A 12,072-nucleotide genomic window follows, 5' to 3' on the forward strand; every position below is an offset into this window, starting at 1 on the left:
TGCTACCCCTCTTTCTGGGGGGCCGTTCTATGAAGGAAGAGACTCATTGCTTAAGTTCAGCGCAATCAAGGCGTTACAGAGCCCGACCCACCAAGTGGTATCGTTTGCGGCTACCGTTGAGCAGATTTTGGCGATCGCTAGCATCGACCGAGTCAAGCGTGATGATCGTGGCGCCCTTCATGGTTTTCAGCGGCCACAGGTGTCCAAGCACATACGAGAGATCCGCGACTACCTCTCCCGTCCCGATGCGGTAATGCCCAATGCTGTGGTGTTAGCGTTTACCAGTGGAGTCCGGGTGGTGGAAGGAAATGGAGCCTATGCAGAAATTGAGGTGGATATTTCATCCGGCCCTCCAGGGTTCGTTGTGGATGGTCAGCAGCGCCTATCTGCGTTAGCTGGGCTCGAGGGGAGTTCGTTCCAGCTACTGGTGTCTGCTCTTGTGTGTGAAAATCAGGAAGAGCTTCGCCGGCAATTCATTCTCGTCAACAACACCAGTCCATTACCGAAGTCGCTGGTATATGAACTGCTCCCGTCTGTCAGCGGCCTTCCATTCAGAATGACTTCTCGCGCCCGCGCAGCCCGCATCGTGGAAATGCTGAATTATGACGATCGATCTTCTTTGCAAGGACAGATTAAGCAGCATACCAACCCCTCGGGGGTCATCGGTGATACGTCGCTCCAGAAACTGGTAATGAATTCCCTATCTGACGGTTACTGCCGGGAGGTGATTGAGTTGTCGGGAGGTGAGGATCGGTGTTTCTTGGCCATCAGTGAGTTTTTCCAGGCGGTCCAGGAGGTGTTTGGAAATGCTTGGCATGGTCACACCCCTAAAAGCTCTCGTCTCGTCCATAGCGCGGGGATTATTTCCATGGGGTTCGTCATGGAGCAGTTGTGTGCTACAGGAGCGCCACTGGCCCCAGTATTCAAGTTAGGCCTTAGAAAGCTACAAGGATATACAGCTTGGACGCTCGATTCGGGAGAGTGGTCCTTTAAAACAGGCAACCGGCCATGGAATGGCGTTCAGAATTTGCATGGTGATATTCATCTTTTGACTGATCATTTGACAAGGGTGGTTCGAAGTTCGGAACTCGTACCTAGCTAACTGGTGCTCATTACTTATATTTAGGAGGCATTATGACTACTTTGGTTTCCTCGGATCTGTCTCCAGCGCTGGCCAGTGACGCCAGTGTAAAAGAGTTCTCTGAAGTCATTCTTCATCTGTCCATGGCCTTTCAGGAGGCATTGAGGAGGCTCGCAGGGCAGGACGAAGCTTTCCCTTCGGAAGGGTATGGCATGCTGACTGAAGCCTACGGTTTGCGGACGCGTGCGAATATTCTCTATCTGACGCCATCTACCCATGTGGTGCAGGCATTAAATTTTTCCCAAACTGCTATGTTGGGGAAGTTTGAAGAAATATTAAGTTGCCTGAGCGATGTCGCCGATTTACACACTGTTAACTCCATTTTGGTTTCCGTCATCACCATTGCATCAGCGCTGGGTGAGGGGCGAGCCAAAGTTGTAGAGTTTTTGTTTGAAACGCTATGCATCGATCTTGAGTCTTGGAAGGTTTAGTCTTGCTATTTTTTATCGCGTGAGATACTGGGCGAATCATTGTAGATTTTTAAAGAGTTCGTTTTTGAGGCCGCTAATCGACTGCCCAATGTTCCAGAAGGGCACAAATGTGGGCGTCTGCATGGTCATTCCTTGATCACAAATTCCGGTGCAGTGTCTTGCTCGTGGGTGTCGATCACTGAGGCCGGGGCCTCAGGCTCACCGAATAGCCCCCGACGCATCTCTTCTTCCGTCAACTCTGTAGTCATACCATTTTTCGAGAGGGTGTCTTGTATAGCGTTTCCGATTCTACCACTGCGGTCGGCGTCGGAAATGAAAAACGCTGCGTGGTAGCTCGCTTCCCATAGTCTATAGATTCCGGCGAACGTTAGTTCCTGTTATGAGGTCCCGTTCGAATGCAGCGCTTATTGACACTCATGCTTGTGTTGTCGCCGCTTCACATTTACGCTTTGTTCCGTCGTGGTCAATCCCGCGACCGGGCGTCAGAACCTGAATCAAAACCAAGGCGTGGTTTCTTCCATTCCGCACAGCCAGTGCTTCGTGCGCTAGCTGCTGCTTTTCTATGGCGGACCGTGCGGGGCAGGCTTCGGCCTGGCCGGTTCCTTGGTTTCCGGTTTCTGACCCCCGTACGGTTTGCCACCCTATGCCGCGTCAGAACGGTGGATGGCAATCCTTAATCAAACCAAGGAGATAAGGAAAATGACCTGTCCCCCTTTTAAGCTCGTGCGCCGCCCCGGTCAAATGATTCAAGCTGCAAACTATCTCGGAGGATTCCGCGATGTTTGATCTTTCGCTTCTCATTGGCCTCCCCAAACCTAACAGCATCGATACTTCATCGCTTACCCCTGAAGATGCAGCGACTAAACTACGGCAGGCTGCAATACTTCGGCTTAATGGCGCACAGAGCGTCCTGCTTCATTTTCCACAGGATGTTGAACTGGCGGTAGAGTTGTTGGATGACGCGGCTGTGTTGTTCGACAAGGCGTTTCGATGTTTGTCCGGTATCCCAGCTCAGCGCGTTCATCAACAGGTTGGTGAGTACGTCTCTGTCCCTTCAGCTGAAGGCTGTCCTGGTCTTCGAACACCATGGGGAAATGAATTCCGCCCGATGATTGAGGACGGCGTTCGGTGCGCTGAGACCTGGCTCGATGGCTCATCATTGCCGCTGTGGTGGGCACTGGCGCAAAACCGAAAGCATCATCGTCCAGGTGATCCCCAAGAAGCATTTGAAGCAGGTTTTTTGCTTCGGTTGCAGCAGACGCTGATCATGCGACGTGAGGCCGTCACTTCTCAATCAACCCGCTTTGATGCCTGAGTCTGTAATTGACGTTTGAGATTTGCTTTTCCCGCCAAACCCTCCGATCAAGCGATCTTTGATCGCGCCGATCGGAGGGTTCATTCGCTTTTCTCGAAGCCGCGGCGTTCCACCCTCCCATTTTCAATTTGACGAGCGCCACGCTTGCTTTCCCCCGTCAGTAATTCCCTGCAACCTTTATCAAGCGCAGCGCCATTTCAGTGTATGTGCGAATCTTTTCGTTGGGCATGGATATAGGTTTGGCGACAGCGGCGACGCCGGCGACAACCCACGTAGAACGTGGCTTGGAGCATGGCGACAATACTGGCGACAGTCGCCACTTTCTGAGCACTTCGGCAGTGACGCTTGACCGCCTTTTCGAGTGAGTATAAAAATTGGCGCACGGATCGCTGTCGTTGACAGCACCTGCCCAGGTAGCCAGAACCTTTAAGGCTACGCCACTTGTGTGGTGGTTCTCCCGAAGTGCGATTAGCGTCCGGCGGCTCGCACGGTCACTCCCCAAGAGTGAAGGATGCCTACTCGACTTATCTGTCCACTGCGGCAGACGATGGACCCTCCTCGCTGCGCTGCAGCAACCTCACCTCTCGACGCACTTCGCTGCGCCAGACTGTGCCCGTCTCTTTCTTCTGGAAAGAGACGGGCACTCGTACCACTGCTGCAAGCCCCGTCGCAAAAGGCATTGCCGCATCTCTCCTCGTGACAATCGGCCTGACAAATCCGATTCGTCGTAATCCGCAACGACACAGGCGCCGGTGCCGCAGCCTATGGAAAGACTGCACCTGACTGACAATCAGGCATGCCCCAGGTGTCGATGTTGTTGCCTTCTCCCGCTCAGGATCTCCAGGTGTCGAACTCGTCAGTCGGTACAGCCTCCACCCGCCCGCATCTTCGGATGCGTCTAAGGAGGTCAGATTCATGGGGTCATGCCCTTGCTCCCGGTCATAAGGAGCCGTTCGTTCCACGTCAGTGAACACCTCACAGGCTGCAGGGGCCTTGATCCCTGATAACACTCAACGTCCGTGGCGGGACTACGTGAGGACAACCAGCAATGAACGAGGAGAGGGCCCATGCAGCAGTTAGATCCGAAGCTTGAACTACCGCAACCACCTCGACCGCTGATTGAGTCGAATCCCGTGGCCCAGCCTTATCCGGTGCAGGCACTGGGTGGGATTCTTGGGCCTGCGGTAGAGCGAATGGCCGAGGTCATCGGCGTGGCCCAGGCACTGGCCGCGCAATCAGTGTTGGGTGCCTCGGCGCTGGCCACTCAAGGTCATGCGGGCTTACAGCTCGACGGGAGAAATTATCCCCTGTCGCTGTACCTGATCACGGTGGCCGCGTCAGGTGATCGCAAGACCGCCGCAGACCGATGTGCATTGCTGCCGGCACGGCAATGGGAGCGTGAACAGTGGCAGCGCTATCGCGAACAACTTGCCCGGTACCGTGCCGCACAGCGACACGCGCAGCGTATCAAGCCTGGCGATCCTGAGCCCGCAAACGGAATGTCGCTCGAAGCGGAGCCCTCAGCCCCTAGACTGATCACCACGGACCCGACTATCGAGGCCCTGATCAAGGGGCTCTGTCATGACCTGCCTAGCATGGGTCTGTTCTGTGATGAAGGTGGACAATTCCTCGGCAGCAGCACCATGAGTCGGGATAACCGTTTGAAAGCGGTCACGACCTTGTCGTCACTCTGGGATGGCAGCCCGATAGATCGCGCGCGTTCCATGGTTGGTGAAAGCTTGCGAGCCTATGACCGACGCTTGAGCCTGCACCTGATGCTGCAACCGTATTTGGCCATGCAGTTACTCAGTGACCCGTTGCTGCAGGGGCAGGGCGTTCTAGGGCGCTGCTTGATGACCTGGCCCACCAGTCTAGCCGGGCAACGTAGCTACCAGGCTGTCGACTTGTCCAAAGACGCTGTCCTCAAGCGCTATCATCACCGCCTTTCGGCTCTGTTTTATCAGCCTTGGTCACTTTCCGCTGACGGAGCCTTGCAACTGTCAAAGCTGAGCCTCAGTCCGCTCGCGCGTCGTCGCTGGATTGATTTGCATGATGCTATCGAAGCTCAACTGGGTGAGTTTGGCGAGCTGGCCAGCGTGCGGCCCAGCGGTTCGAAGGCCGCCGACAACCTTTTGCGCGTCGCCGGCATTTTGGCCGTTGTGGAGGAGAGCAGTGTCGTGGAGGTCGACCATATCCAGCGGGCCTCGGCCTTAGTTGGCTACTACCTCTCCGAGATCCAGCGCCTGACCGAGCAGGAGCCGGTGTGCAGGGTAAAAGAAGAGGCGGACCGGCTGTTGCGCTGGCTGCAGGTCAAGGATTGGAAGCGCTTCAGTATTCGAGATCTGAATCGCAACGGTCCCCGCTTTGCCCGCAAGAGCAGTCGTCATGCCGCAAAGCTGCTGGTCGAGTTGCTTGATCATCAGTGGTTGATTACCGATGGCCACACCTTTGAGGTGCGCCATGTTCAATCTTGATGAAGCGCTACGCAACCATCTGGCTCAGCGCCAAAAGGAGCCGAAAGTGCGATTTGTCGCCGGTACTGTCGCCACTTTGTCGCCACGCTCAAAGGCAGGCAAGGCAAGGGTTGTCGCCGGTGTCGCCGGTGTCGCCACCCTCCATAGAACTATCACCTCGACGACCTCCATTATCCAATGGTTGGAAGAGCAGGGCGCGCATCTTTACGTCACCGACAACACGCTGTGTTTTCGCCCGACTGATTGGGCTCAGTTCGCGATTGTAAGTGCGCACTGGCGAGCCCTTTTGCATGATCTCGCAGCAGCCGATCAGGAACAGAAAAATGGCTCGGGTCGGTAAGCGAGCAGGGCGCAATTTCGGCTTCGGTCGCCAGCTCAGCTATGCCGGACCGCAAGCACTGAAAGACCTGTTTGGCGACGGCCATTTTGCTACCGTCAAAGCCCATAGTGATCGCTGGCAGGCCTTCGTGCGTTGGTGTCTATCCGAGGAAGGGCCGAGGCTCAATGATGCGCGACAGATCGACCGCGAAGTCCTAATGCGGTACGCCGTCCACGTGCGGGAGCAGGTTGATCAGGGCAACGTCGGCATCGCTACCGCGCAGAACCGACTGTCCAGCGTGAACCGAACGATGGCTGCGCTGCGCGGTGATCAATACGTCAAAATCCCGAGTCCAAGTAAGGCGCTTGGCTTGCAGCGCTCAAGCGTGCGTAGTGAGGCCCCGCAAGGCCAAGACTGTGTCCAGGTCGAGTTGATCGCAAAGGCGTTGTCAGAGCGAGGCCAGCAATCGAGGGTGAGTGCCATTGTGCTCCTTGCTCGGGAGACCGGCATGCGCCTGCGTGAAGCGATCTTGGCGGACTTGCCCCGGTTGCAACGTGAGGCTCGGCAACTGGGCAAGATCAATATCCAGGACGGCACCAAAGGCGGTCGATCAGGCGCATCGGCACCGCGTTGGATTGCGGTCACGGATCAAGTTCGTGGCGCCCTCGACAGGGCCAGCGAGGCTTCACCCAAGGGCAGCCGGAATTTGTTGGCGCCCGACGAAAGCTACAAAGACTTTATGCGGGCCGTTGTGCGACCGGCACGGGACCTCCTGCATGAGCAGGGGTTGAAAGGTTTTCATGAGCTACGGGCGGCGTACGCCTGTGAGCGCTATGAGCAAATGACCGGCTTCCCTGCCCCCGTCAATGGCGGTCGTGTTCATCGAGAAGATCCGGAGCTTGATCACCGTGCACGACAGCAGATCAGCCATGAGTTGGGACATAACCGCATCGATGTGGTGAGCGCCTACATCGGAGGTCGGTGATGAAGCCCGAGTTCGACATAGCGTTGTTTCTGAGCCCTGTGCTCAAAGGTGCGCATGCCACGCGGCAGCGGCACATCAGGCAAGCAGAAAGGATGCATGAGGCGATTTGTGAACGCTGGGGTTGCGCGACTCCCTGGTCCTGGAGGGACAAACACGTGAGATGGTTTCTGGAGCACTATTTGCGATGCTCAGCTCCAGCTACCATCTACTACTACGAGTTAACAGCGGGGTTGATCCGCCGTAGAAAGGCAAAAGTCGTGGTTGTCTGATAGACCTTAAGCGTGAGCCCGTGAGGATGGAGTGCGCAGTATTCACTGGGTGTCGGGGTTCGCTGTAATTAGCCCGGTATGGCACTTCGGACTTCATCTCTATCAACATGCGCCAGCGCGACTTCGATTAGCTCCGAACGCTACCCTCGCTCGTTCAGGATGGTGTTAGCCATGGAGCGGATGCCGTGACTGACCAAGAGGGGGCATATTTTTAAATAGGGAACATCGTCCTTATCATCAGAATAGGGTAGGTGATTTCTAAGGGCAGTTATTCACCACAGGCTGATCGATATTTTCACCAGAAAGATTGAGCTTGCAGCGATCAATATGGCACCAAGAGTCCCATTGGCTGGGCGTAAGTGTGGGCGCAACCAGTTTTTAGCGAGCAGGAAAACTCCAGAGGCAACCGATAAAACCAGTCCTTTGAGCAGGCTATAGCTTAGTGAATATAGTAATGCGATCGTCAAATGGGACCTGTTTTCCCCGAGTAGCAAGGGAAACAGAAGGGGGAAAAATACCAAGGTCTTGGGATTGAGCAATCCCGCAAAAAAAGCCTCTAGCCAAGAACCGTGGAAACAGTGTGCCGTGTCAAGGCTATAGGGGCTTGGCCAATATGCATGCCTCAAAATCCTTATGCCGATGATGAGAACGTAGCAGGCACCTGCTAACTGGATGCTTACGACGAGCAGGTTTGAAGCCGCAATCACTGCGCCCAGGCCATAAAGCAGAAGAGTGGCGGTGATCAATGTACCGCCGAGGTCGGCAAGCAGGCGTCGCACGGCAAACATCCAGCTGTAACGCAGACTGTTACGTACCACGAGGATCGTCGAGGGGCCGGGCGATAAAATTGGCAGCAGTGAAAGTCCGAGAAAATTGACCATGTCCATGGTGATTGCCTCTTTGGATATTCAACTTGCTGGCGTACTGTCGAAGATCATGTCGCGCATCAGTTCACTCGCACCGGCGGCTATAGTGCCGGCCATGGCATCTCGATACACGCGTGCCACCTCGGAGTTAAGTTGATAGCCCTGCGCACCATGCAGTTGCGCGCAAGCCTGCGCGGCGCTGAGAGCGAGTTCGGTGGCGCGCAGTTTGAGGATGCAGGCGGAGCGGGTGTCGAGTTGGCCTTTGCTGTGCTGCCATGCCACCTGATAGGCGTAGTGCCGTAGGATTTGTTGTTCGCCGACGAGGTCTGCCAGACGGTGCCGGACACTTTGTTTGTCGCTGAGTGGGCTGCCCTGGAGTTGATGTCGACGCACGAACCCGTCGAGTACACGGATGCTGTGGTGGGCCCCACCGAGGGCTAGAAGCCCTGCGACCAGGCGTTCGAAATCCAGGCCCTGCATCAGGTAGAGCAGGCCCTTGCCGGATTTGCCGAGCACATTGCAGGCCGGCACCACCAGATGGGTGAAGTCGAGATCGCAGACGTCGGCGCTGCACCAGCCAAGCATGGGGTGCGGCGTGCGCACCAGCCCCGGGCTGTCGCCATCGATCAGTAACAGGCTGCTGCTGCCCAGTGCGTGCTGGCCTTCGCCGCTGCGCACCAGGGTCACGATCAAGGAGGCGCGGGAACCATTAGCGATATAGCGTTTGCTGCCCTCAACGATAAAACCGTTAGCCGAGGGGAGCGCCCTGCATTGCATCTGGCTGAGATCGCTTCCGGCGTGTTCTTCGGTGATAGCCAAGGCGGTAATGATCCGTCCTTGGCGAATGCCAGGAAGGTAGCGCTGGATTTGTTCTTCGCTACCGAACAACTCCAGGTAGGCGCTGGCCATGTAGGCATGCACCCCAACCGACGCACGGATACCGGCGTACCCCAGCGCGCCCAGCTCTTCAAGGAACACAGCGCTTTCCAGAAAGCCTTCGCCACGCTGTGGCAAACCTAGCAGGCCGTGCTCGGCCAGGGTCTGCCAGGCGTTTTCGCACAGATGTCCACGTTCTTCGGCAGCGTCTGCTATTGGCAGAAGCTGGCTCTGCAGGATCTGGCGCACCTGTAGGGCGAAGTTGCGTTGGCTGTCGCTCAGATAGGGGCTGGGCATAGTCGGTTCGCTTTTATTTCACCGAGATCACTTGGTGTGCCGAGATGATGTCTGTCAGACAGCCAGGAATTCTGAATACGGCGTTAGGGGTACCGGCTGCGGCCCAAATCTCGTCGAACGTTAGCAGGTCTTCATCGACGAACAGCTTCAGCTCTTGCTTATGTCCGAGAGGCGGAACGCCACCGATGGTGAAGCCGGTCACCTCTTTGACGAAGTCAGCATCTGCCTTGAAAATCTTGTCGCCGACCAGCCGCGAAATGGTCTTTTCGTTCACTCGGTTCGGCCCGCTTGCCAGTACCAGCACCGGGATATTGTCGCGGGTGCGAAAAATCAGCGACTTGACGATTTGGGCCTTTTCGCATCCCAGCGCTTGGGCGGCATCGTCGGCAGTGCGGGTCGAGTCCGGCAATTCCTGAACGGTCAGGTCGAGGCCGCGCTCGTGAAGGGTGTCCTGGAATTGCTGAGCGCGTTTACTGATTGTCATAAGCGGGTTCTCCCGATGGATGAAGCGTAGATAGCAGTCGCCGATGATCGATCTTGCCGGTGGCGGACAGCGGCAGGATTTCGCAGAGTTGGATGTGGCGTGGAACCATGTAGGCCGGCAGCTGCGTGGCCAGGCTAAGACGCAATTGCTCCGGGCAACACGAGGGGTCGACGGCGATCACGAAAGCGACCAGCGCCTTCTCGCCCTGCGGTGATTCAGTCACGGTAATGACGCTTTGCCGCACCTGCGGATGGCGGTTGAGATGGTAGGCAATTTCCCCCAGTTCGATTCGAAAGCCGTTGATTTTCACCTGGTCATCAATACGTCCTTGAAAGACTATCGCACCGTCTCCGCGGAAGTAGCCTCGGTCCCCGGTGCGATAGAGCCGTTCCTGGCGTTCGCCGATCAGGCATTCAAAGAAGCGCTCGCGGTTGACGTCTGGCAGTCCGAGGTAGCCTGGCGAAAGGCCGGGTCCGGCGAGACAAACCTCGCCGCTTTGACCCTGTTCGCAGAGGCGATCCTGGTCAATCAGGTAGACGCGGGTGTTCTGGATCGGGAAGCCGATGGGGAGGGCGGTATCTTCGTCGCGCAGCTCGCAGAGCGGATAGTACGTCGCGAATGTTGTGCTCTCTGTTGGGCCATAGACGCTGACGATCCGTCCCGGCCCGTATCGCTCCAGGGCTTTGGCCATATGCCGCAGAGAGTGTGCTTCTCCGCCGGTGAGGACGGTACCGACACTGTCCAACGCCTGTGGCATTTCGTCGATCAGGGTATTGAATAGGGCTGTGGTCAGAAACAGCACGCTGATCTTTTGCGTCTGCAGGATGTGCTGTAGCCGCGACGCGCGAATGTACACGTCCGGGTAAAGCACACAGGTGCCGCCGAGCAGCAGGGCACCCCAGATTTCGAAGGTGGCCGCATCGAAGGTCGCAGGCGCCATTTGCAGCAACCTGCTGTTCTCGTCCAGGCAGGCGTAGCGGGCGTTGTATACCAGGCGGGTAATGCCCCGGTGTGGGACAGGCACGCCTTTGGGCTTGCCTGTGGAGCCGGAGGTAAAGTTGATGTAGGCGATGGCGTCGGCTTCGATTGTGAGCGGCGGGTTGCCTCGATCCTCAGTCGCTTCTGCAACAGCACTGGGTGCCAACACGTGGTAGCGGGAAAAGCGGGTGTCGTGCCTGGTGTTTTCGCTTCCCATCAGGTAGTCGCAGGATGCTTGTCCTAGCACTTCATGAATACGTTGTTCCGGCCAACCCGCATCGATGGGCAGGTAGCTCGCTCCAGCCTTCAGGATCGCCAGGAGCGCCACGATCAGTTCGGTGCTGCGCGGTAGGCTGACGGCTATTACATCGCCAGGTTGCACGCCCTTGGCGAACAGGTACCACGCCAAGTGGTTGGCGTGGGTGTTCAACTGTTGATAGCTACACTCATGATCCTGATGCCATATGGCAATGGCGTTCGGGTGGCGCGCTGCCGTGCGGGAGAACAACTCGCCGACCGATAGGTGGTCCGGATAAGGTACGTGGGTTTGGTTGACTTGATTGTGCAGCGCCAAGGCTGAAGGGGTGAGCTCAAGCGTTTGCATGCTGATTCCTCATTCGAGTGGTCAAGCTGTGCAGCAGTTGATGGCGATGGCTGTCGAGGAAAAAGTGATCGCCATCGATCTCGATCAGCTCAAATTCTTTCGAGGTATGCATGGACCAACCTGCCATGCTGGCTTGTCGGTCGATCGGGTCGTGGCGACCGAAATAGGCGTGTATGGGAATCTCCAACGGTTGCTCATGCCAGTCTTCCCAAATTTCCGAGAGCCGCATGTCGCTGCGCAGCGCTGGGAGCATAAGGCGCATCAGAATCTCGTTCTGTAGTACCGCCAGCGGCGTCCCGCCCATGGTGTGTAGGGCTTGATGGAAATCCTCGGCGCAGAGTTGATGCAGATAAGGCTGCGCTTGTCGGCTGGCCGGGCTGCGGCAGCCGCTGACGAACAACCGGTGGGTCTGGCCGGGATGGCGATAGCGGATTTTCTGAGCCAGTTCGTAGGCCAGGCGTCCGCCGAAGCTGTGCCCATAGAGCGCATGGGGGGCATTAAGGTAGGGCTCCAGCACCTCGAGGCAGTCCTCGATCAGTGGCGACCATTCCTCATACGGCGTTTCCTTGATTCTGGAACCTCGGCCGGGCAGGCGTACAGCGAGCAGTTCCACGTCTGCGTCCAAACCATTTACCCAACTGCGAAATAGATCGGGGTTACCTCCCGCATAAGGGAAGCAGATCAGACGCAAGCGCGGACGAATCCGGGGGCGGGGCACCAGAAGCCAGCGCTCATCGTATGCTTGCCCGGACATATCCTCAGATCTCCGTCAGGGCGTTAAAGTGTTTTGCGTTACGTTGAATGCAGGTAGCAATGTCACTTACAAGGCTCTGTGCGAAGAGATCCTCGGGGGGCAAACTGTCCTCGCCAAAATGCTCCTCAGCCTTCGCTATCAGGCGGATGGCGCTGAGTGACGTGCCTCCTGCAGCGAAGAAGTCGCTGCTGGCATTTTCCATACGTAGCCCCAATTCGCGGCAGGTATTAATCAACCAGACCTCGATTTTGCCGATTTCTCCTACGTTGCTCATGCTCT

14 protein-coding genes and 2 pseudogenes are annotated in these 12,072 nt (G+C 56.7%); 8 read left to right on the plus strand and 8 right to left on the minus strand.

Features of this window, described 5'->3' with window-relative positions; translation table 11 throughout:
• Positions 1-46 precede the first annotated feature (46 nt).
• The 3 genes and pseudogenes from dbpB to AC07S6_RS11530 all read left to right on the plus strand — a co-directional run.
• Complete coding sequence (gene dbpB, locus AC07S6_RS11520) at positions 47-1,102, plus strand: DGQHR domain-containing protein DpdB (RefSeq protein ID WP_095974524.1); 1,056 nt, start codon at positions 47-49, stop codon at positions 1,100-1,102.
• Between the two features lie 32 nt (positions 1,103-1,134).
• Positions 1,135-1,572: a hypothetical protein gene (locus tag AC07S6_RS11525; protein ID WP_495112340.1), complete on the plus strand. Its 438-nt coding sequence runs from the start codon at positions 1,135-1,137 to the stop codon at positions 1,570-1,572.
• Between the two features lie 45 nt (positions 1,573-1,617).
• Positions 1,618-1,704, plus strand: a pseudogene (locus AC07S6_RS11530) (6-carboxytetrahydropterin synthase); the annotation flags it as partial.
• Here the strand turns inward: AC07S6_RS11530 and AC07S6_RS11535 are convergent.
• A complete protein-coding gene (locus AC07S6_RS11535; RefSeq protein ID WP_495112341.1) occupies positions 1,698-1,820 on the minus strand; it encodes a hypothetical protein in 123 nt (40 codons plus the stop codon). The pseudogene AC07S6_RS11530 and the gene AC07S6_RS11535 sit on opposite strands and share 7 nt — an antisense overlap.
• A gap of 530 nt (positions 1,821-2,350) precedes the next feature.
• Here AC07S6_RS11535 and AC07S6_RS11540 point away from each other — a divergent pair.
• The 5 genes from AC07S6_RS11540 to AC07S6_RS11560 all read left to right on the plus strand — a co-directional run bounded on the left by AC07S6_RS11540 (position 2,351) and on the right by AC07S6_RS11560 (position 6,934).
• The gene (locus AC07S6_RS11540; protein WP_495112342.1) at positions 2,351-2,887 is read left to right on the plus strand and encodes a LasR-specific antiactivator QslA; all 537 of its coding nucleotides are present in this window, start codon (positions 2,351-2,353) and stop codon (positions 2,885-2,887) included.
• Positions 2,888-3,954: 1,067 nt separating this feature from the next.
• Positions 3,955-5,361 carry a YfjI family protein gene (locus AC07S6_RS11545; RefSeq protein WP_495112343.1) on the plus strand — a complete coding sequence of 469 codons (1,407 nt, stop codon included), beginning with the start codon at positions 3,955-3,957 and terminating at the stop codon, positions 5,359-5,361.
• On the plus strand, positions 5,348-5,701 hold the full coding sequence (locus AC07S6_RS11550; protein WP_103392131.1) for a hypothetical protein: 354 nt from the start codon (positions 5,348-5,350) through the stop codon (positions 5,699-5,701). The genes AC07S6_RS11545 and AC07S6_RS11550 overlap by 14 nt, the downstream gene beginning before the upstream one ends.
• The gene (locus AC07S6_RS11555) at positions 5,685-6,665 is read left to right on the plus strand and encodes an integrase domain-containing protein (protein ID WP_495112367.1); all 981 of its coding nucleotides are present in this window, start codon (positions 5,685-5,687) and stop codon (positions 6,663-6,665) included. Before AC07S6_RS11550 ends, AC07S6_RS11555 begins: the two co-directional genes overlap by 17 nt.
• Positions 6,665-6,934, plus strand: coding sequence for a hypothetical protein (locus tag AC07S6_RS11560; RefSeq protein WP_495112344.1), 270 nt, complete (start codon positions 6,665-6,667; stop codon positions 6,932-6,934). The genes AC07S6_RS11555 and AC07S6_RS11560 overlap by 1 nt, the downstream gene beginning before the upstream one ends.
• Here AC07S6_RS11560 and AC07S6_RS11565 read toward each other — a convergent pair.
• The 7 genes and pseudogenes from AC07S6_RS11565 to AC07S6_RS11595 all read right to left on the minus strand — a co-directional run.
• Positions 6,864-7,131, minus strand: a pseudogene (locus AC07S6_RS11565) (hypothetical protein); the annotation flags it as partial. The gene AC07S6_RS11560 and the pseudogene AC07S6_RS11565 sit on opposite strands and share 71 nt — an antisense overlap.
• Before the next feature lie 75 nt (positions 7,132-7,206).
• The gene (locus tag AC07S6_RS11570) at positions 7,207-7,821 is read right to left on the minus strand and encodes a LysE family translocator (RefSeq protein ID WP_495112345.1); all 615 of its coding nucleotides are present in this window, start codon (positions 7,819-7,821) and stop codon (positions 7,207-7,209) included.
• Between the two features lie 21 nt (positions 7,822-7,842).
• Positions 7,843-8,973 carry an acyl-CoA dehydrogenase family protein gene (locus AC07S6_RS11575; protein ID WP_495112346.1) on the minus strand — a complete coding sequence of 377 codons (1,131 nt, stop codon included), beginning with the start codon at positions 8,971-8,973 and terminating at the stop codon, positions 7,843-7,845.
• A 13-nt stretch (positions 8,974-8,986) separates the two neighbouring features.
• Entirely contained in the window at positions 8,987-9,457 is a 471-nt protein-coding gene (locus AC07S6_RS11580; protein WP_057711097.1) for a YbaK/EbsC family protein, read from the minus strand.
• A complete protein-coding gene (locus AC07S6_RS11585) occupies positions 9,444-11,039 on the minus strand; it encodes an amino acid adenylation domain-containing protein (RefSeq protein WP_495112347.1) in 1,596 nt (531 codons plus the stop codon). The genes AC07S6_RS11580 and AC07S6_RS11585 overlap by 14 nt, the downstream gene beginning before the upstream one ends.
• Positions 11,026-11,793, minus strand: coding sequence for a thioesterase II family protein (locus AC07S6_RS11590; protein WP_495112348.1), 768 nt, complete (start codon positions 11,791-11,793; stop codon positions 11,026-11,028). Before AC07S6_RS11590 ends, AC07S6_RS11585 begins: the two co-directional genes overlap by 14 nt.
• Positions 11,794-11,797: 4 nt before the next feature.
• Positions 11,798-12,067 carry a phosphopantetheine-binding protein gene (locus tag AC07S6_RS11595; protein ID WP_495112349.1) on the minus strand — a complete coding sequence of 90 codons (270 nt, stop codon included), beginning with the start codon at positions 12,065-12,067 and terminating at the stop codon, positions 11,798-11,800.
• Between the last annotated feature and the right edge of the window lie 5 nt (positions 12,068-12,072).

This window comes from Pseudomonas sp. GW821-FHT07B01 (assembly GCF_059419065.1).